General features: G+C 57.7%; 18 protein-coding genes. 11 read left to right on the forward strand and 7 right to left on the reverse strand.

Going from position 1 to position 19,062, the window contains the following annotated elements; genetic code table 11:
• Positions 1-77: 77 nt before the first annotated feature.
• Entirely contained in the window at positions 78-926 is an 849-nt protein-coding gene (locus tag MHK04_RS11580) for an HNH endonuclease (RefSeq protein WP_239208871.1), read from the reverse strand.
• A gap of 208 nt (positions 927-1,134) precedes the next feature.
• Here MHK04_RS11580 and MHK04_RS11585 point away from each other — a divergent pair, with 208 nt between their 5' ends.
• The gene (locus MHK04_RS11585; protein ID WP_023021732.1) at positions 1,135-2,295 is read left to right on the forward strand and encodes a glycoside hydrolase family 25 protein; all 1,161 of its coding nucleotides are present in this window, start codon (positions 1,135-1,137) and stop codon (positions 2,293-2,295) included.
• On the opposite strand, the gene MHK04_RS11590 is transcribed toward MHK04_RS11585, so the two are convergent.
• Entirely contained in the window at positions 2,276-3,112 is an 837-nt protein-coding gene (locus MHK04_RS11590; protein ID WP_239205686.1) for a spermidine synthase, read from the reverse strand. The two genes, MHK04_RS11585 and MHK04_RS11590, sit on opposite strands and share 20 nt — an antisense overlap.
• 94 nt (positions 3,113-3,206) lie before the next feature.
• Here MHK04_RS11590 and mnmA point away from each other — a divergent pair, with 94 nt between their 5' ends.
• A complete protein-coding gene (gene mnmA / locus MHK04_RS11595; RefSeq protein ID WP_023021730.1) occupies positions 3,207-4,292 on the forward strand; it encodes a tRNA 2-thiouridine(34) synthase MnmA in 1,086 nt (361 codons plus the stop codon).
• A gap of 24 nt (positions 4,293-4,316) precedes the next feature.
• Positions 4,317-5,210 carry a uroporphyrinogen decarboxylase/cobalamine-independent methonine synthase family protein gene (locus tag MHK04_RS11600; RefSeq protein ID WP_396127274.1) on the forward strand — a complete coding sequence of 298 codons (894 nt, stop codon included), beginning with the start codon at positions 4,317-4,319 and terminating at the stop codon, positions 5,208-5,210.
• Here the strand turns inward: MHK04_RS11600 and MHK04_RS11605 are convergent.
• Entirely contained in the window at positions 5,207-6,328 is a 1,122-nt protein-coding gene (locus MHK04_RS11605) for an ATP-binding protein (RefSeq protein WP_023021728.1), read from the reverse strand. The two genes, MHK04_RS11600 and MHK04_RS11605, sit on opposite strands and share 4 nt — an antisense overlap.
• 116 nt (positions 6,329-6,444) lie before the next feature.
• Positions 6,445-7,116, reverse strand: a complete 672-nt coding sequence (locus MHK04_RS11610; RefSeq protein ID WP_200287671.1) for a 3'-5' exonuclease — start codon at positions 7,114-7,116, stop codon at positions 6,445-6,447.
• 45 nt (positions 7,117-7,161) lie between these two features.
• Between MHK04_RS11610 and ligA the strand changes: the two genes are divergently transcribed.
• Positions 7,162-9,231, forward strand: coding sequence for an NAD-dependent DNA ligase LigA (gene ligA / locus MHK04_RS11615; protein WP_275434463.1), 2,070 nt, complete (start codon positions 7,162-7,164; stop codon positions 9,229-9,231).
• A gap of 10 nt (positions 9,232-9,241) precedes the next feature.
• Here the strand turns inward: ligA and MHK04_RS11620 are convergent, their stop codons facing one another.
• A complete protein-coding gene (locus MHK04_RS11620; protein ID WP_239208877.1) occupies positions 9,242-9,901 on the reverse strand; it encodes an ACT domain-containing protein in 660 nt (219 codons plus the stop codon).
• A 204-nt stretch (positions 9,902-10,105) separates the two neighbouring features.
• On the opposite strand from MHK04_RS11620, the gene gatC reads away from it, so the two are divergent.
• From gatC to MHK04_RS11635, 3 genes are all read left to right on the forward strand, one after another.
• Positions 10,106-10,402, forward strand: a complete 297-nt coding sequence (gatC, locus tag MHK04_RS11625) for an Asp-tRNA(Asn)/Glu-tRNA(Gln) amidotransferase subunit GatC (protein WP_034656449.1) — start codon at positions 10,106-10,108, stop codon at positions 10,400-10,402.
• The gene (gene gatA, locus MHK04_RS11630; RefSeq protein ID WP_239208879.1) at positions 10,403-11,890 is read left to right on the forward strand and encodes an Asp-tRNA(Asn)/Glu-tRNA(Gln) amidotransferase subunit GatA; all 1,488 of its coding nucleotides are present in this window, start codon (positions 10,403-10,405) and stop codon (positions 11,888-11,890) included.
• A gap of 87 nt (positions 11,891-11,977) precedes the next feature.
• A complete protein-coding gene (locus MHK04_RS11635) occupies positions 11,978-12,472 on the forward strand; it encodes an META domain-containing protein (protein WP_239208881.1) in 495 nt (164 codons plus the stop codon).
• A gap of 76 nt (positions 12,473-12,548) precedes the next feature.
• On the opposite strand, the gene MHK04_RS11640 is transcribed toward MHK04_RS11635, so the two are convergent.
• On the reverse strand, positions 12,549-12,872 hold the full coding sequence (locus MHK04_RS11640; RefSeq protein ID WP_005323344.1) for a hypothetical protein: 324 nt from the start codon (positions 12,870-12,872) through the stop codon (positions 12,549-12,551).
• A gap of 47 nt (positions 12,873-12,919) precedes the next feature.
• Between MHK04_RS11640 and MHK04_RS11645 the strand changes: the two genes are divergently transcribed.
• From MHK04_RS11645 to MHK04_RS11655, 3 genes are all read left to right on the forward strand, one after another.
• On the forward strand, positions 12,920-14,296 hold the full coding sequence (locus MHK04_RS11645; protein WP_239208883.1) for an MFS transporter: 1,377 nt from the start codon (positions 12,920-12,922) through the stop codon (positions 14,294-14,296).
• Positions 14,297-14,320: 24 nt separating this feature from the next.
• Positions 14,321-15,352, forward strand: coding sequence for an ATP-dependent 6-phosphofructokinase (locus tag MHK04_RS11650; protein ID WP_023021719.1), 1,032 nt, complete (start codon positions 14,321-14,323; stop codon positions 15,350-15,352).
• 79 nt (positions 15,353-15,431) lie between these two features.
• A complete protein-coding gene (locus MHK04_RS11655) occupies positions 15,432-16,415 on the forward strand; it encodes a bile acid:sodium symporter family protein (protein WP_411350912.1) in 984 nt (327 codons plus the stop codon).
• Here the strand turns inward: MHK04_RS11655 and MHK04_RS11660 are convergent.
• Entirely contained in the window at positions 16,412-17,197 is a 786-nt protein-coding gene (locus MHK04_RS11660) for a DUF4261 domain-containing protein (RefSeq protein ID WP_239208887.1), read from the reverse strand. The two genes, MHK04_RS11655 and MHK04_RS11660, sit on opposite strands and share 4 nt — an antisense overlap.
• A 57-nt stretch (positions 17,198-17,254) precedes the next feature.
• Between MHK04_RS11660 and gatB the strand changes: the two genes are divergently transcribed.
• Positions 17,255-18,760, forward strand: a complete 1,506-nt coding sequence (gatB, locus tag MHK04_RS11665; protein ID WP_234288100.1) for an Asp-tRNA(Asn)/Glu-tRNA(Gln) amidotransferase subunit GatB — start codon at positions 17,255-17,257, stop codon at positions 18,758-18,760.
• Positions 18,761-19,062: the final 302 nt, after the last annotated feature.

Genomic DNA, 19,062 nt, shown 5'->3' on the forward strand with positions numbered 1-19,062 from the left:
CAGGCTAACTGCCTCGCCTGCCACCACGCGCTCAACAGCAGCATCCTTAACATCCTTCGGAGTCCAACGCGTCACAACTACCTCCCGGTCGAAGTGGCGCATTCACCCCTTGACAGCACGACGTAGCTTTCGCTTTCCATTTCTTTGGCTAAGTCCATGTCTCGCGTCTGAGCGGGGCGCAGGTTATCCGCGGTCTCTGGGCTTACCCATCCGAATCCCCGGATAAACGCGGGTGCAGACTCCTGATCATGGGCGCGATACATATGCAGAACTACCTTAGTCCGAGACTCAATTTCACCCAGAATCAATTTGGCCAGTGCTTCTGCCTTGGAAAGGCCATGTTCCTCGGCGGCTTTGCTGATGTGTTCGTCGATAGCTATAAGGGTAGTTTCGTCAAATTCAACTGCTAGCCCGGCTTTGCCACCGAAGCTGGAGTAGGTGAAATAGGAGTTATTCTTCGTGGGAGCCTCTTTATTTTCTTCGGTGGATGGGTTTTCAATAGCAATGAGGCCATTGAGTTTTCGCCGTAAATTCGTGTTGGAGGGCAGTACCTGTCCCGGCTTCGAGGGGGTCAAATAACGAGATAGTTCTTGGTCTATCCTCTCGAGGGTTTCCGCAGGGACATCACCGAGCTTGCTAAGTACGGCGTCGATAGTAATGAGGCGAGAGAAATCCAGGAAGTAGTAGGTTTCCTGCAGGGTCATTGTTAGAGGTAACTCAGCCAGCCGGTAGAGCGCCATGGTTATATCGCGCGTGCGCCGCTCACTCAATCCCGTACGGGTGGCAAGGGTATGGCAAGAAATGTCGAAATCGTCTTCTAAGTCTGGTTTGGCATCTTTCCAGAAAAGGTAATCTTGCTTTCTGATTTCGGTAGCTTTAACTGCTAATGGATCTTTAGGATCATTGACTATGTAATAGGCTTCCAAAATTATTTCCCCCGAATATTAGAACTGCTGAACTAATCTTCACGGTGTCTATCTTACGCTGTGGGTGCGCCCGCCACAAGAGGGGGGCAAAAATATGTTCTAAATGGTGAAATTGCCTACGGTGACAGAAATAGAAGAAAAGAAAATTATCTCAAGTGGTGCGTGTTAAAGATGCTGATAGAGTGAAACCATTGTTAGACTCACGCGCATGACTTCAAAGAAGGCACTCCGAAAGAGTATTACTGCGGTAGTTACCGTGGCTGCACTAGCTATTAGTGGTACCGCTGTTGCCCAGGCGGTGAGCTTTGGCGCCCCTAAGGGCGTGGACGTTGCGGCACACCAGCACCCGGGCGGCACGCCCATCGATTGGTCTAAGGTACGTACTGACGGTCAGTCTTTTGCATTTGTAAAAGCAACTGAGGGTGGGGATTGGGTAAATCCGCACTACGTCGAAGATGTTCAGGCCGCCCACGCTGCCGGCCTTAAGACAGGCGCATATCACTACGCTCGTCCATCGACTGACGCCAAAACGCAAGCGGCGAACTTTGCCGCGCAGATTGCGCTGGCGCCAGATCAGACATTGCCTCCCGCACTCGATATCGAGGTGGATGAAGGTAAATCCGCGGCCCAGTTGGAGCAGTGGATCGAAGAATTTACCAGTGAGCTCAAGCGCCTTACCGGCCGCACTCCCATGATCTACACCTACAAGTACTTCTGGATGGGGCAGATGAATAACTCCCAGAAGTTCTCGGATATGCCGTTGTGGCTTGCGGCCTATCAGGATCAGGCGCCCGAGGCCGTGGGTGGCTGGAAGAAGCTATCCTTCTGGCAGCGTTCTGGCTCCGGCAAAGTGGCAGGAATTCCTACCGACGTTGATATGAACCTTTTTAATGGTTCCAAGCAGCAGCTGCAGTCCTTTAGCGATGGAAATTATGTGGATGTCGGCGGCGCGCTCGAACAGCTCGTGGTGGGCGATGGCGTTGACCTAAGCTCGGACAGCACGCCGCTTATCGGCGCTATCCTAGCCCTCGCAGCAGGACTGATTGCGATACCACAGCTTGTCGACGCCGCCGAAAAGTCCGGCCTTGACCCCCAAGCAGCGCAAGGCCTAGCAGGCTTCGTGAAGACCTTGCAGGACAAGGATGCCCTCCCAGTAGAAGATCTGGGTGATATGGCAAAGGGGAACTTCTCTGTCAGTGACCTAGCAATCCTGTTGGACAATGCCGGTCACGTGAACAACGTTAAGTCTGGCAATGTCTCCGAGTCCGAAGTTTCGGAGGCTAAGAACGCGGCCAAGAAGGCTGGCGCTGATGTTCCCGATTTCGATGCGGGCCAAGTAGCCACGCTACTTAATCGCGTGCTGCAGTAGCACCAGCGAAAAACGCGCGGGTCCACGCCTCGTCCTTGTAGTGGGCAGGCACCGCCCCGCCAAGGAGTGCCTTAGCCAGCTGAGCGGCTTCAATGGAGCCCTCGGCTGGCATTTCTGTATCCGAGGCTATAAGGATGATGTTTCCGTAGCGCCGGCCTTTAAGCATTGGTGGGTCCGCGATGACCGCGAGGTGGTCAAAAACCTTGCTTAGTCCGGCCAGTTCGCTTTTTGCTAGCTGCAGATCAGAATGGTCTCCGCAATTGGCAATATAGAGTCCACCTGGCTCTAGTGCCTGCTTTGCAGCCTGGAAGAACTCCACGGTGGTGAGGCTAGCCGGAGTCTTATCGCCAGCAAATACATCACGGATGATGATGTCACGGCTGGCGGGCAGGAACCCCTCGGTTTCTTTGCGTGCTTCGCCGGCGCGGATCTTCACGGTAGGGGAACGGGGGACGTCGAAAAGCGTACGCACCAATTCCCCCAGTTTGGCGTCGAGTTCGACCACCGTGTGGCGGCTACCCGGGAGCTTGCTGGCAAAATAGCGTGGAAGGGAGCAGCCTGCGCCACCTAGGTGGGTGACACGCAGCTTATTCGCTGGCCGAGTATTGAGGTGTTCGACGGCCGCTGCAATCCAGCGCATGTATTCGAACTCCAATTCTTCTGGCTCGCCCAGCACGATGTGGCTACTCGGCACGCCGTTAACGTTGAGGATATAGGCTCCATCGCGGAACTCATCCGCCACAACCTCGGCTGTTCCGGTCGAGATTTCGTAGGTGCCGGTGATTCCTTGTTCGGTGGAGGCTCGCTTTCTTCCCATGTGACACAAGCTTAGGGAATGGATTCGATTTAAACCGCGTTGGGGCTAGGGAGTAGACTTTCGGGCCTGTAGTCAAGGTGAATTGGGGAGCGAGATGCGAGTATTGGTTGCCATGTCCGGCGGCGTGGACTCATCTGTTGCCGCCGCCCGGGCGGTAGAAGCTGGCCATGAGGTGATTGGCGTTCACCTCGCCCTGCACAAGGACGCGCAGCAAACCAGAGAGAAAGCGCGCGGTTGCTGCTCGCTGGAGGATTCAGCCGATGCTCGCCGCATCTGCGATAAGTTGGGCATCCCCTTCTATGTGTGGGATTTTTCGGAGGAATTTAGAGAAGAAGTCATCACGGACTTCGTGGATTCCTATGCTCGCGGCGAGACACCTAATCCTTGCTTGCGCTGCAACGAGAAGATTAAGTTCCGGGCACTGCTACAAAAGGGCATGGCGCTCGGCTTCGATGCTGTGGCGACGGGTCACTATGCCACCATTGACGAAAACGGCTACATGCGCCGTTCTTTGGATGAGAATAAGGACCAGTCTTATGTCTTGGGCGTCATCTCGGCCGAAGAGCTGGAGCACTGCTTTTTCCCCATTGGCGATACTCCTAAGCCGCAGATCCGTGAAGAGGCCGCGGCGCATGGCTTTTCCACCGCGAAGAAGCCGGATTCCTATGATATTTGCTTCATTCCCGACGGCAACACTCAGGCATTTTTGGGCGCTCGCATCGGGCTTCGCCCTGGCCTGATCGTGGATCAGGAGGGCACGGAGCTTAAAGAGCACGATGGTGCATGGAACTACACCATCGGTCAGCGAAAGGGCCTAGACATCAAGGCGCCGGCTGCCGACGGCCGTCCCCGCTACGTCACCGACATCGATGCTTCTACGGGCACGGTGACCGTCGGTGCCCGCGAGGACTTGGCCGTGACCTCAATTCAAGCTGACCGCCTGAAGTACCTTCACCCAGCCATGGATGGGGACTTCGAGTGCGAGGTTCAGGTGCGTGCGCATGGTTCCGTGGTGCCTTGTGTCGCGCACGTCGACCGCGATGCGGATGAGATGCGCCTTGAGCTTAAGGAACCGCTTTCCGGCGTGGCTCGTGGCCAGGCGGCGGTGCTGTATTTGCCGTCGCCAGACGAGCTTGGCGATATCGTTATCGGGTCCGGCACCATTTGCGGGACGGCCTAGATGGCCGGCTTTGCACTTGGCCCCATGCCCGGCACTTCCGTAGCGGAGGCGGCGGACATCATAATCAGTGAGACTGACCTTCCCGCTATCCCGCAGCTTCCTGATAGGGGACTCGGCTCCGATGCGGTTGGGCGTACGGCCAGCATGCTCGAAGCCATCAATATCGATCGTGGTCCGCGGTCGTGGCGCATGACTGCGCGTCCGCAGCTTTTGACGCGGCGGACCTGGGATCGCTTAGAACGCGACCTCGATGAGGTTCAGGGGGTCTGGGGCGAGACGGTTTCCCACATTAAGGTGCAAGCCTTGGGGCCCTGGTCTTTGGCGGCGAGCATCGAGCTCTCCGATGGCCACCGCGTGTTCACTGACTCTAGCGCTTTCGCAGAGCTTTCCGATGCCCTCTTACACGGCCTCCACACCCATGCCCACGATGTGGCAAGCCGTTTCCACGGCGAGGTGCACGTACAACTCGATGAACCGCTACTGGCAGATATCATTGCTGGCCGGATTCCCGGGACTACTGATTTTGACTCGATACCAGCGGTCCCAGAGGAAGTCGTCCTAGAAAGCCTTTTAGCGTTTGAGGTCGACTATGTGCATGCTGCGCCTATTTGGTCGGTGGCGCGCGCAGCGAAGACTTTTTTGGTTGATTCGCGCTTTCGCCAGCAGCTTTCCACCCCACAGCACTATGACGGATTGGGCGAGCACCTCAGTGCGGGCTACCGCATCGGCTTGGGCATTCTCGGCAAAGATGCGAGGGAGGAAGCAATCGCCCTAGCTTCCCACCTTGATCGCATAGGTATGCCGCGCGAGCTATTGGTCGACCACTTCGATGTTTTTCCCAGTGCGGCTTCGGCTAGTTCGCTTCGTTCTGTCACTGAGACCGCCGACATCCTCGTCCGGGACGCCGGCGATCTTTAATCGACACGCCCGCGGCTATCCGTGGCGGTGAAGTATTCGCCCATATAAGGGATGACGTAGCGCAGTTTGCCGTGTGCGGTGGGTTCGATCAGGTCGGCGTCGATAAGCCGCTGGCGAGTGGCGGACAAGGATCGTACAGTGCGGTCCATGTGTCCTGCTATGTCGGCGATGGTGGCCACGCCGTCTAGCTCCACTGCGGCCATTGCTTCCAAAAACTCCCGCTGTGCCGGTGGCAAGGTCAACGTCGCAGGCTGGTGTACCTGCGCGCCCATAATTGAAATCGCATCTGGAGCTATCGAGGCAATCGTCTCCTGAGAAATGCCACTTTCTTGGTTCTGGCGACTGCGCTCCCATGCCAGCGAGCCAACCAATTGCACGAGGTACGGGTAGCCGCGCGTAAGCGCTGCGGCGTCCCTAGTCGCCTCGGGGCTAAACTCTAACCCCGAGCCAGACGCTGTGTGCTCTAGAGCCTGCTGCGAATTGGCCGGAGACAGCGGTCCTAAGACGAACTTCTGGGCCCGGCGCAGAAACGTCACCCCGGGCAAATCCAATAGGTGGTTGACCCCTTGGGGAAGGCCGGCGGCTACCAAAGCGATATCAATTTCATCGCGCACCAGGTCTTGGTAGGCCACGGCGATGGTGGTGAGTTCATCGACATCGGCGTCTTGCACCTCGTCGATGGTAAGCAGGATTCCGGTGCCTTTTAGCTCTGTGGAAAGCTCACGCAGGCGAGTATTCAGCGTGGGGGTGAAGCGATCTTCCTTTTGATGGTCGAAGCCGATTGATCCCACGCCGCCGATGCCGATGCGGCTGACCTTCTTCTTGTCGCTCGGCGAGAGTTGTTCAAGCAGCCTGGGGATGGTGGTATTGACCAGTTCCTCGACCATGGTGGAGCGCCCTGAGGCGCGTAGCGTTACCCACCCTCGGGCCTCGGCGATGTCCTCCAACTCGTTGATGAGAACAGTCTTGCCGATGCCCCTTGCACCGCTGAGCACCATGGAGCGGGAAGCATTGCCTGCCGAGCCATCGAGCGCAGTTCGGAAGCTATCGAGCACGATACCGCGCCCGACCCAGAACAGGGGAGGAGCGCCGAATGTAGGGCGGAACGGATTTTCCATAACGCTAGTGTAACCCTTGTTGTCGGAGATTTGGGAGACTTTTAGCCGTACTTGGAGATCTAGGAGATTTGGGAGACTTTTAGCCGTACTTGGAGATCTAGGAGATTTGGGAGACTTTATCCGATGAGGGGCCATGCAGTCGAGACATCCGAGGCATCGCGGCCCTTGCCCTCTAGGTATTTCTTAAATGCAGTCCGATCCTCGTACCACTTGACCGCCTGGAATTCCATGAGCTCGTTTTCATCCATCTGCGCCAAGTTGGGGTAGTGCTGGCGTACCTGTTTCCAAGCGACGCGGGCGGCTGCGAGGGCGTCGGCAGTAGCTTCGTGGGCGTTGCCCAACTCGACGCCGTAGTGCTCGCACACTGCGCCAAGGGTGCGCTTGCCCTTGCGCCATTTATCGCTGACGCGGTCGATTACATAGGGGTCATAGACCGGGCCAGTGACCGTGAAATCGCCGGTGAGGCTCCGCAGCACGGTGAGATCAAAAGCAGCGTTGTAGACAATGAGCGTTAGACCATCCTCCCAGGCGGCCTTGATGGCCGCGACCGTATCTTTCAGAACCTCTTCGTGCGGTCGGCCCTCGGCGCGGGCTTTTTCGGTAGTGATGCCATGCACGTTGGTCGCTTCCTCCGGGATCTCGATTCCGGGATCGGCGAGGTGCTCCACCTTTTGTACATCGCGGCCATCAATGCGGACTAAGGCAGAGGTGACGATGCGGGCTTCTTTGGGATTGGCCGAGGTGGTCTCAAGGTCGAAGGCGAGCATGCGGGAGGCGTCGAAAGTCATGATCAATACCTTAGTAGCTAGCCCCGACACGAGGGATAGCTACACTTGAGCAGCGTGACTAATCCAGTTGATCTGCACCGTGAATGGAATGACCTTGCGCAGGAAGTGCGCCGCCACCGCAACCTGTACTACAACGGTGAGCCGGCTATTCCCGACGCCGACTTTGATGCCCTCTTCCAACGCCTTCTTGCACTCGAAGAAGAACATCCTGAGCTTGCCGTGCCTGATTCACCTACCCAGCAGGTGGGTGCTGCACCGAGCGCCGGTGAGGATATTGAACACCTTGAGCGCATGATGAGCTTGGACAATGTCTTTAGCGCTGGCGAGATGCAGGATTGGCTCGATAGAACCCCAGCAAAGACTTATCTGACTGAGCTCAAGATTGATGGCTTGTCTATCGATTTGGTCTATCGCAATGGGCGCCTGACTACCGCCGCGACCCGTGGCGATGGCACAGTGGGCGAAGACATCACTGCTAATGCACGCGTGATTGAAGACATTCCGCATGAGCTCAAGGGGACAGATGAATACCCGGTCCCAGAGCTGATCGAGATTCGCGGCGAAGTCTATATGCGCCCCGAGGATTTTGAAGAGATCAATGAGGAGCGCGCGGCCGATGGCAAGGAAAAGTTTGCTAATCCGCGCAATGCCGCGGCAGGTGGACTGCGCATGAAGGATCGCGCCGAGGTGAAAAAGCGCCGCCTGAAAATGGTGTGTCACGGGCTAGGCGCGCGCGAGGGATTTTCACCCACTTCCCAACATGATGCTTATAAGGCAATTGCGGCTTGGGGGCTGCCCGTTTCCCCATATACCAAGCAGGTTTACTCGGCTGAGCAGGTCCAGGACGAGGTGGCACATTGGGCAGAACACCGCCACGATGCCATCTTTGAGATGGATGGACTCGTCGTCAAGGTAGATGATTTGGGCTCGCAGCGCGCACTGGGTGCGACTTCCCGCGCCCCGCGCTGGGCCATTGCCTATAAGTATCCACCGGAAGAGGTGACTACAAAGCTTAAGGGCATTGAGGTGGGTGTTGGGCGTACCGGGCGAGTGACCCCGTTTGCCATTATGGAGCCGGTCTTTGTCTCCGGTTCCACAGTGTCCATGGCTACCTTGCATAATCAGTCCGAGGTAAAGCGCAAGGGTGTGCTTATCGGGGATACCGTCATCATTCGCAAGGCGGGCGAGATTATCCCGGAGGTGCTCGGACCAGTGCGCGAGCAGCGCGATGGTAGCGAGTATGAGTGGGCATTCCCGGAGAACTGCCCGGCATGCGGCACGAAGTTGGCCCCACAAAAAGACGGCGACGCGGATTGGCGGTGCCCCAATACCCAATCGTGCCCAGCACAGCTTTCCGCGCGCTTGGAGTATTTGGCCTCGCGCAAGGCACTGGACATTGAGGCCCTGGGCGAGAAGGGGGCAATGGACTTAATTGAAAATGGTATTCTCGTCGACGAATCAGAGCTTTTCGAGCTCACCGAGGAAAAGCTCCTGGCCTCGGACGTCTACACGGCGAAGAAGGATACAAAGGACAAGCGCACCAAAAAAGAAGGAAATGTCAAGGTCAATACGGCCGGACAGAACTTGTTAAAGAATCTGGATGAGGTCAAAGGCCGTGACTTCTGGCGCGTCCTGGTCGCGCTGTCTATTCGTCACGTGGGGCCAATTGCCGCTCGGGCGCTGGCCTCCCGCTATGGAGCCATGGAAAAGCTACGCGCAGCCAAAACGGAGGAGCTGGCAGAAGTCGATGGCGTGGGTATGACCATCGCACAATCTTTCCATGATTGGTTCGAAGTGGACTGGCACCGCACTATCGTGGACAAATGGGCTGCCGCAGGGGTGGCTATGGAGGTAGCGGTGGAAGACCACAAGGAGCAGACTCTAGAGGGTCTGACCATCGTGGTGACCGGCAGCTTGGAGAACTTCACCCGTGATTCCGCGAAAGAAGCTATTGTTTCTCGTGGCGGAAAGGCTACCGGTTCGGTCTCGAAGAAGACCTCCTATCTCGTGGCTGGCGAAAACGCCGGTTCGAAGGAGGATAAAGCCCGTGAGCTGGAAATCCCGATTCTCAATGAAGCGGAATTCCAGCAGCTACTAGAAACAGGTGAAGCCTAAATCGGTCCGGCTACTTGAGGAAGCTGCCCAAGATAGTGCCGATGTGACCTAGGTGCTCCACCTCGGAAGCTAGGTAGTCAGGGCCGCCGGTGCGGCCCATGGCTATAACTAGGCCGGTATCGCCGAGCGGGGCGGCGGCTAGGGCGGAATCGAGAAGGGACCAACTTTCCGGGATCCATTCATCACGCTCGGGGCTGAGCACGCGGGCGCTTTCCACCTCGATATCGTGAGGAACGGTGCCGTCATCTTCGGGGGCGGCATTGGAAGAAGCTACGCGGTGGATGGGCTCGTTATTGTCGATGACGATGCACCACGTGGAGGTTAGAGCCCTTGGGATCGCGGCTACTACCTCTTCCATAGCGGCAGTGACATTCGTGGCATGGGCAACTCGTGCAAGGAGCTCGATTTGCCCGCGGCGGTCTACGCGGCCGCTGAATGGGCGGATGGAGTCGACCTCCACGCCCTCGACAGAGGAGGCGGCGGTAATGAGGACATCGGCCATGGTGCCTTGCGGCAACTCAATGACAATGTCATCCATGACTGTTCCATCGGGAAAGTTTTCTACGATATCGACCGATTGGATATTGCCATCGACGAGTCCAAAGGCGTCGGCAAGCTGGCCCAAGCTGCCAGGAGCATCGGGGAGCAGTACGCGGATCAAAAAGGACATGGTCTTGCACGCTTTCGGTAGTTTGTAGTCCCAGACATGATACGTGCGTCACAATGCGGGCTTCAAGCAACGCAAATTTGGGGTGACGCGGCAACCGTCGTGGTCGGTGCAGTACCATGGGTCGTTAGCAATTCACATAGTACATGCTGACGGTGAATATTTTTCACCCGCGTGTCAATTATGCAGAAAAAGGATGGAGTTCGCGTGTCTGAGATTTCGCGTGATGAGGTAGCCCACCTCGCCAAGCTTTCCCGCCTGGCCCTCAGTGAGGAAGAGCTAGCCCAGTTCGCAACGCAGATTGATGAAATTGTTGATTCGGTTTCCGCGGTGGGAAACGTTGATACCGAGGGCGTGGAGCCGATGAGCCACCCGCACTCCGTGGACGCCCCGATGCGCGAGGACGTTATTGTGCGCACCCTTACTGCAGAACAGGCCTTGGACCAAGCACCGGCCGTAGAAGAAGAGCGCTTCGTTGTGCCACAGATCCTGGGAGGAGAATAAATGTCTAACCTGACCGTTCCCGCGGAGGGCCTGACCTCCCTGACTGCTGCCGAGCTGGCGGAGAAGATTCACGCCCGTGAAATTACTTCCCGCGAGGTAACCCAGGCATTCCTAGACCGCATTGCAGAGACCAACGAGGAGCTCAACTCCTTCCTGCATGTGGGTGCGGAAGAAGCCCTCGCGGCTGCCGACGCCGTGGATAAGGCACTCGATGCCGGCGAAGAGCCTGCTTCTGGTCTGGCCGGCGTGCCGCTGGCGCTTAAGGACCTGCTGGTTACCACCGATGCGCCGACAACCGCCGCTTCCAAGATGCTGGAGGGCTACGTTTCTCCCTATGACGCCACCGTGACCAAGCGCCTGCGCGAGGCTGGAATCCCCATCCTGGGCAAGACCAACCTGGATGAGTTTGCTATGGGTTCTTCCAATGAGAACTCTGCTTTTGGCCCAGCGCATAACCCTTATGACACGGAGCGCACCCCAGGCGGCTCCGGCGGTGGTACCGCTGCTGCGCTTGCATCCGGTCAGGCGCCGCTTGGCATCGGTACCGATACCGGTGGTTCCATCCGCCAGCCAGCTGCACTGACCAACACCGTTGGCGTAAAGCCGACCTACGGCACCGTGTCCCGCTACGGTCTTATCGCTGCTGCCTCGTCCCTCGACCAAGCGGGCCCGTGCGGCCGCACTGTCCTCGATACCGCGCTCCTGCACGAGGTCATCGCTGGCCACGATGCTTTCGATGCTACTTCCGTTGATAAGCCGGTAGCGCCGGTTGTCGCCGCTGCACGCGAGGGTGCTACGGGGGACCTCTCTGGAGTCAAGGTCGGCCTGATTAAGCAATTTGAGCGCGATGGCTGGCAGGAAGGCGTGATGGAGAACTACCATGCCGCCGTTGAGCAGTTGCGCGAGCAGGGTGCGGAGATTGTCGAGGTAGATTGCCCGCACTTTGACGACGCCCTGGCAGCGTACTACCTGATCATGCCGTGCGAGGTGTCCTCTAACCTGGCGCGTTTCGATGGCATGCGCTACGGCCTGCGTGCGGGAGATGACGGCTCCCACTCTGCCGAGCAGGTCATGTCCCAGTCTCGTGCAGAAGGCTTTGGCCCAGAGGTCAAGCGCCGCATCATGCTGGGTACTTATGCACTGTCCGTGGGCTACTACGATGCCTACTATCTGCAGGCGCAGCGCGTGCGTACGCTCATTGCCCAGGACTTTGCTCGCGCCTTCGAGCAGGTTGACGTAATTGTTTCCCCGACCACCCCGACTACCGCGTTTAAGCTGGGGGAGAAGGCCGAGGATCCGATGGCAATGTACAACTTTGACCTGTGCACTCTGCCGCTGAACCTGGCTGGCCTGTGCGGCATGTCTGTGCCATCCGGTATGGCAAGCGATACCAATTTGCCCACCGGTCTGCAGATCATGGCGCCAGCCTTCCAAGATGACCGCCTGTACAAGGTCGGCGCTGCCTATGAAGCTGGCCGCAATAAATAAGCGACTTCCTGTGGGGTCCCTGGCAATTCCATAAAGGTTTATCTGCCCCCGTTGAATTTGTATTCGGCGGGGGTAAAATTATCGGGTATGCATTTCAAGAAGACCGCAATTTTTTCGCTGTCCGCCGCTGCACTCATGGGCGTGGGCGTTGCCAATGCCGCGCAGGTGCCCTCCATCGATCCGGGGTTCAGCATGACCGCGCCGACCAACTCTGGGCTTATTGCCCCGCTGCCGAAGGGCGCGGAGAAGCTGGAGCCTCACATCGAGGGGCAGACCATCACTGGAACTCTCCACTCCATTAAGGAAGAAGGAAAGTTTAGCGTCGAATTTGCCAAGGACCACTCCTTGGTGATGAATGATGGCTGCAATACTTACACCACCACCTACAAGGTGGCTGCGGATGGCACCATCAGCGTCGGCGAGTTTAACTCCACCCGCGCGGCGTGCGATGAGCATACGCAGCAGCTTTCCGACGCCCTGCTCGGCCTCCTTGAGTCCAAGCCTTCCTTCTTTAACCTCCCTGGCGGCACCGTCGCCTTGGGCAGCGAGGAAGCTGCGGCCGAGTTTAGTGTTGCCAAGTAAAAACTCGCAGCACACTAAAACTAAAGATGCGCACCATGTCTTCGGGCATGGTGCGCATTTTGTGTGTGTGGGGGGATTACTTGGCGTCGGAAAGCGCATAGGCTGCGCCCGCCGAGGCCGCGGTCACGCTAAGGACGGCTGGCCAGGCGCCAATCTTCTTCGCCAACGGGTGGGAGGCGCCGAATGCGCCCACGTAGAGTGCACACAGGCCAGCAGTGGTAGCCGGAGTGGTTTTCTTTGCCCAAGAGCGGCCTGCCCACACGCCAGCGGCGGCGAGGATAACGCCGCCGAGCGGGCGGATTCCGGTCTCGCGGGCGGTCACCCACCCGCCGATAAGACCGAGGGTGACAGTAGTGGCGGTAGATACGTCTTGGGGCTTTTTGATATCAATCATGGACATGCGGCCAGTCTAGGCCGATACTTCTGGCCCCGCTAGACTTTATGGCTATGACTGTGGAGACGCACTTGCCGCCTGAGCGCCAAGCATGGCGCGCCATGTTTGCACTGTCCCTGGGATTCTTTGTGTCTCTTCTGGACCAATCCATGGTGGCGGTCGCGCTGCCGAACCTGCAACGTGATCTAGACGCGGGTGTAAACCAGGCCATGTGGGTATCCGCGTCCTATTTATTGGCTGCAGTGGTGCCGTTGCTCTTCGCCGGCCGTCTGGGCGACGTTTTGAGCCAACGCCGGATGTTTTGTCTGGGCGTGGCTATCTTCGGGGTCGGTGCGATGGTTTGTGCCATAGCTCCCCAAGTAGAAGTACTCATTGCCGCGCGTGCCGTGCAAGGCGTTGGGGCATCTCTCCAGATGCCGCAAAGTATGTCCGTCATCAACCGAATCTTCGCACGCGAGCGCCGTGGACGTGCGTTGGGCGTGTGGGGTGTAATCGGCTCGATTGCAGCACTTGTCGGTCCACTCGCCGGAGGCTTCTTAGTGGGAAACTTCGGTTGGCAGGCCGCCTTTTGGGTACACATTCCTTTCGTGGTGCTGGCCATCGTGCTGGCGCTGTGGTGGGTGCCCGAGTTGCCTACTACCGCGCAGTCTATCGATGCGCCATCGGCCGTTGTTTCTCTGATCGCGTTGGCGGCGATTGTCTTTGGCATCCAACAGGGACCAGTACTGGGGTGGGGCTGGACCATTTGGCTTATTCTGCTCGCCGGAGCAATCGCTAGCGCAGGTTTTATTCGATTGCAGGCTACCGCCGATGCCCGCGGGGCGAGCCCGCTGGTGCCGCTGACGCTCTTTCGCGACCGCAATTACCTTGCCGGCTCGGTGGGCATTATTGCCATGGGGTTTATGGCGGCTGCAGTGATGCTACCCATCATGTTGTGGCTGCAGACCATGCAGGGCATTCCAGCAGGCGAGGCTGGCATTATCGTGGCGCCAATGGCTCTGGTTTCTCTACTGATATCTCCGCTCGCGGGAATTATGGCGGATTATGTGAATCCTCGAATTCTTGGGGTGGTGGGATTTTCCATCCTTATTCTTTCGCTGCTTGCGGCATGGTGGGTGATGCATGTAGACGCCCTGCCGTGGGTGCTCGGGCTGCCCCTTGCAGGCCTTGGTGTGGGGCAGTCTTTCATCTGGGGGTCCAACGCAGCGACCACCCTGCGCGATGTGCCGCCGGTCCTCATGGGTGCTGCTTCTGGCGTGTATAACACCTCCCGCCAAGTGGGTTCCGTAGTGGGCGTCGCCTTAGTGTCTGCCGTTATGCAAACAGGTGACCCAGCAGTGGCACTTATTAATTCGCTCCTTGTCATCGTGGTTGCGCTGGTGGTGGGCTTGGTTTCTGCTCTCTGCTTTCGGGACACTCTGCAGGGCTAAAAATAGCGCGCTAGATTGGTAGGTATGCGTCTAGGTGTTTTAACGTCCGGTGGCGATTGCCCCGGCCTCAATGCTGTAATTCGTGCGGTTGTGCGTACCGCATCCAATGAATTTGGAGATACCGTCGTAGGTTATGAAGACGGTTGGGTGGGCCTGATGGAGGACCGCCGCCGCGACCTCTATGATGATGCAGAAATCGACCGCATTTTGTTGCGCGGTGGCACCATCCTAGGCACTGGCCGCCTGCATCCGGATAAGTTTAAGGCGGGTCTTGATCAGATTAAATCCAATATGGCCGATGCCGAAGTGGATGCCCTCATTGCCATCGGAGGCGAGGGCACCCTCAAGGGGGCAAAGTGGCTATCCGATAATGGGGTGCCGGTAGTAGGTGTTCCAAAGACCATTGACAACGACGTCAATGCCACCGACTACACCTTTGGTTTTGATACCGCAGTATCTGTAGCTACCGATGCTATTGACCGCTTACATACCACCGCGGAATCTCATAACCGTATTCTGATTGTGGAGGTAATGGGCCGCCATGTGGGGTGGATTGCCTTGCACGCGGGCATGGCTGGTGGCGCGCATTACACGGTGGTGCCCGAGGAGCCCTTCGATATCGCAGAAATCACCAAGGCGATGGAGCGCCGCTTCCAAATGGGTGAAAAATACGGCATTATTTGCGTTGCAGAAGGCGCCCTCCCCAAGGAGGGGACGATGGACTTCGAAGCCGGCGGCGTGGATCAATTCGGACACCAGACTTTCAACGGTATTGGCCAGGTTATTGGCGATGAGATCAAGGCGCGCACTGGATATGACGTGCGAACGACGGTGCTGGGACACATCCAGCGCGGCGGTACACCGACTGCCTATGACCGCGTTCTGGCAACTCGATACGGCGTGCACGCAGCCCGTGCTACCCATGAAGGCAAGTCAGGTATGTGTGTAGCTCTCCATGGCGAGGATATTGATCTAGTTCCGTTGGAGGAGGCCGTGGGAACCCTTAAGACAGTGCCGGAATCGCGTTACCGCAATGCACAAGCGCTCTTTGGGTAGAGACCACGCACATTTCGAATATTAGGATAGCGCTCCCACTGGGTGGGAGCGTACTCTTTTGTCTATGAGTATCGATAGCATGACAGATAATCGGATGGCGGCGGCTACTGTGCCCTCCGCAGCTCAAGACCGCCAAGCATTTATCGCAGCGCTAGGCTTTCCGGTGCTCGTGATTATCGGCGGCGTGATTGGATACTTTGCACCGAATACCGCGGCATCCTTTGCCCCGCAGGTCACCCCGCTGCTGGGCATTGTCATGTTTGGTATAGGCCTTACCCTCAAGCCGGTGGACTTTGCCTTGGTGGCCCGCCGGCCGCTTCCCGTGCTCATCGGAGTAGTTGCGCAGTTTGTCATCATGCCGATGGTGGCATTGGCGGTGGTAGCAATCATGGACCTCCCAGAAGCGGTAGCGGCCGGGGTCATTCTTGTAGGCTGCGCTCCCGGTGGAACGAGCTCTAATGTGGTGTCCTATTTAGCGCGTGGCGATGTAGCCCTGTCGGTGACCATGACCTCGATTTCCACCCTATTGGCACCGGTGTTTACCCCGTTGCTGACCTTGTGGCTGGCAGGGGAGTATATGCCGGTTTCCGCTTCGTCTATGGCATGGTCCATTGTGAAGGTGGTGCTCATTCCTGTCGTCGCCGGCATCCTCATAGGCATGCTGGCGCCGCGGGTGGTGGCAAGGATTAACTCGGCATTGCCTTGGATTTCGGTTGCGGCGATTTCCGCCATCGTGTGCATCGTGGTGGGCGGAGCGCACGACACCATCGCCAGCGCCGGTGCGCTGGTCTTTGCCGCCGTGATTATCCACAACGGGTGTGGCTACGGTCTGGGCTACCTAGCCGGATTGATAACCAAGCAGCCAGTCGCTGCTCGGCGCACGATGGCCGTCGAGGTGGGCATGCAAAACTCCGGCTTGGCCACCTCCTTGGCATCGACGTATATGAACCCATTGGCTGCTCTGCCAGGAGCCGTCTTTTCCGTGTGGCACAACCTTTCCGGTGCGGTGTTGGCTGCCATCTGCCGCTATGTGGATTCCCGTAGGAAGGAGAGAACTAGCTAGAAACCAATCGTGACCGCTGGAAGAGACTCGTCTACAAACCAGGGTTCTTCCTGTGCGGTCAGGGGCGGCTGACCTTCTTCGAAGCTTAAGGTGTCGCCGTCCTTGACGGTGGCGCCTTGGAGAACGTGGTCTGCGATATTAGCCAGCTTGTAATAGAGATCGGTGGGATCCATCGATTCGGTGGCCGCCTGGACTTCGGGGTGACCTGCTTGGACTAGCCCCACGGTATAACCCAGAATCTTGTTTCCCTTTTGGGTGAGCCACACTGGCGCAATGTGCATCGGGGCAAGGTTGTCCCGAACGGCCTCGAGGAACGTATTCGGAGCGATAGATACGTTGCCTCTGGGGTTGTGGACGATGAGGCATTCTGGGTGTTCGGCTACCACAGCGGTGGCTTTAGAGAGCAGCTCTAGGTGCTCGCGGCGAGCCTCACGAAACTGCTTGGCACGGTTGTCTTCTGCATCCCGGGGAAGTACGGAGACGAGGATTTGTGCGGTGGCAGAATCGAGACCGCGTGCGTCCGCGCTCAAAATGGGGTGGAGACCATAACTATCGCGGGTGGGAGGGGTATCGATGGCTTGGTAGTGCAATAAGAATGAATCATCGAGCTCGGCCATGAGGCTACCGGGATTCTTGCCCGGAGTGATGTCTCCCAAGCGATCGGCAAAAGTGGTGGTCAAACGCTCGCTTACCTCCTCGGGCGTGGGGGCAGTGCGAAAGACTGCGATGTTGATCAAAGGGGCATCGATAAGCTGAGCATCAACGCTATGTGGTGTAGTCATAATATTCAGCTTAGGGGCGTGAGCGCGCGGGTGCATGGACGTATTAAGATGGCACGCATGACTGCTGCGATGTATGACCTGATGGACTTTGATGAGGTCCTAGAAAAGTTCGAGCCGGTAATGGGCATGGAAGTCCACGTAGAGCTGGATACGGAAACCAAGATGTTTTCTACCTCTCCTACGAACTTCAACGCAGCGCCTAACTCCAACGTTGACCCGGTCTCACTGGGGCTGCCCGGTGCGCTGCCGGTAGTAAATTCCAAGGGCGTGGAGGGCGCCATCAAGATTGGCTTGGCGCTTAATTGCTCCATTGCCGAGTCCTCTCGCTTTGCCCGCAAGAATTATTTTTACCCGGACCAGCCAAAGAACTACCAGATTTCCCAGTATGACGAGCCGATTGCCTACGACGGCTACTTGGACGTAGTTCTGGAGGACGGCACCGAGTGGCGGGTGGAAATTGAGCGCGCGCACATGGAGGAAGACACCGGCAAGCTGACCCACTTGGGCGGCGTGGACGGCCGTATTCACGGTGCTACGGCTTCCTTGGTGGATTGCAACCGTGCGGGCATTCCTCTCATTGAAATTGTCACCAAGCCGATCGTCGGCGCCGGCGAGCGTGCACCGGAGGTGGCTAAGGCCTATGTTTCCGCTCTGCGTGAGCTTGTGGCAGCCCTAGGCGTTTCCGATGCCCGTATGGATCAGGGCTCGATGCGTGTGGACTCCAACCTGTCTCTGCGCCCAGTGGGGCAGGAAGAATTCGGCACCCGTACCGAGACCAAGAACATCAACTCCCTGCGTTCTGTGGAACAGGCGGTTCGCTTCGAGATGCAGCGCCAGGCACAGGTACTTGAAGATGGCGGCACCATCGATCAGGAAACCCGCCACTACCAAGAGACCGACGGCACTACCTCCAAGGGGCGTCCGAAGGAGACCGCGGAGGATTACCGTTACTTCAATGACCCGGATCTTCCACCGGTCATCGCCCCACGCGAGTGGGTAGAAGAACTGCGCCAGACCCTTCCGGAGCTGCCATGGGTTCGCCGTGCGCGCATTCAGGAAGAGTGGGGCATCAAGGATGAAGAGATGCGCGACTTGGTCAACGCCGGCGCACTCGACCTCATCGTGGATACCGTTGAGGCCGGCGCGAAGCCGGACGAGGCGCGCTCTTGGTGGGTTTCCTATCTAGCAGGCAAGGCCAACGAGAAGGAAACCGACCTTGCAGGTTTGTCCATTACCCCGCAGCAGGTGGCGCGCGTTATCGCGCTCGTCAATGAAGGGAAGCTGACTACCAAGCTGGCGCGTAAGGCGGTAGATGGCGTGTTGGCGGGCGAAGGCGACGTCGATGAGGTCGTCGAAAAGCGCGGCTTGGAGGTCGTGCGCGACGATGGAGCCATTGAAAAGGCCGTGGATGATGCGCTGGCAGCTAACCCGGACATCGTGGAGAAGTACCGTGCCGGCAATAAGAAGGTAACCGGTGCCATTGTGGGTGCGGTCATGAAGGCCACCCAGGGTAAGGCCGATCCTGGTCAGGTCAATAAGCTCATCGCAGAAAAGCTTAACTAAGCACCACGTTAAGCCAGCCGCGCTCGCACTTCCTCGAACAGGACGCGTGGCTGGCTTTTGTGCCCTCATTTCCTGTCAAAATTGGTGATTATTTTCGTTAGGCGAGGTCAGTAGGGGTGGGCGTAGGGTTGTGGGCATGTCAATTAAGAGCAAAGTATTGCAAAAGGAAAGTCCTGAAGCTCCCCGTGCTGTCAAGGGGTGAATGCGCCACTTCGACCGGGAGGTAGTTGTGACGCGTTGGACTCCGAAGGATGTTAAGGATGCTGCTGTTGAGCGCGTGGTGGCAGGCGAGGCAGTTAGCC

It is taken from the genome of Corynebacterium nasorum (assembly GCF_022345765.1).
Classification (GTDB): Bacteria; Actinomycetota; Actinomycetes; order Mycobacteriales; family Mycobacteriaceae; genus Corynebacterium; species Corynebacterium kefirresidentii.

Bases quoted from the DNA above. Each gene is read 5' to 3' on its own strand.
- MHK04_RS11585 (WP_023021732.1), top strand. From the start codon at position 1,135: ATGACTTCAAAGAAGGCACTCCGAAAGAGTATTACTGCGGTAGTTACC.
- MHK04_RS11590 (WP_239205686.1), bottom strand. From the start codon at position 3,112: ATGGGAAGAAAGCGAGCCTCCACCGAACAAGGAATCACCGGCACCTAC.
- mnmA (WP_023021730.1), top strand. From the start codon at position 3,207: ATGCGAGTATTGGTTGCCATGTCCGGCGGCGTGGACTCATCTGTTGCC.
- MHK04_RS11600 (WP_396127274.1), top strand. From the start codon at position 4,317: ATGCCCGGCACTTCCGTAGCGGAGGCGGCGGACATCATAATCAGTGAG.
- MHK04_RS11605 (WP_023021728.1), bottom strand. From the start codon at position 6,328: ATGGAAAATCCGTTCCGCCCTACATTCGGCGCTCCTCCCCTGTTCTGG.
- MHK04_RS11610 (WP_200287671.1), bottom strand. From the start codon at position 7,116: ATGACTTTCGACGCCTCCCGCATGCTCGCCTTCGACCTTGAGACCACC.
- MHK04_RS11620 (WP_239208877.1), bottom strand. From the start codon at position 9,901: ATGTCCTTTTTGATCCGCGTACTGCTCCCCGATGCTCCTGGCAGCTTG.
- gatA (WP_239208879.1), top strand. From the start codon at position 10,403: ATGTCTAACCTGACCGTTCCCGCGGAGGGCCTGACCTCCCTGACTGCT.
- MHK04_RS11635 (WP_239208881.1), top strand. From the start codon at position 11,978: ATGCATTTCAAGAAGACCGCAATTTTTTCGCTGTCCGCCGCTGCACTC.
- MHK04_RS11640 (WP_005323344.1), bottom strand. From the start codon at position 12,872: ATGTCCATGATTGATATCAAAAAGCCCCAAGACGTATCTACCGCCACT.
- MHK04_RS11645 (WP_239208883.1), top strand. From the start codon at position 12,920: ATGACTGTGGAGACGCACTTGCCGCCTGAGCGCCAAGCATGGCGCGCC.
- MHK04_RS11650 (WP_023021719.1), top strand. From the start codon at position 14,321: ATGCGTCTAGGTGTTTTAACGTCCGGTGGCGATTGCCCCGGCCTCAAT.
- MHK04_RS11655 (WP_411350912.1), top strand. From the start codon at position 15,432: ATGACAGATAATCGGATGGCGGCGGCTACTGTGCCCTCCGCAGCTCAA.
- MHK04_RS11660 (WP_239208887.1), bottom strand. From the start codon at position 17,197: ATGACTACACCACATAGCGTTGATGCTCAGCTTATCGATGCCCCTTTG.
- gatB (WP_234288100.1), top strand. From the start codon at position 17,255: ATGACTGCTGCGATGTATGACCTGATGGACTTTGATGAGGTCCTAGAA.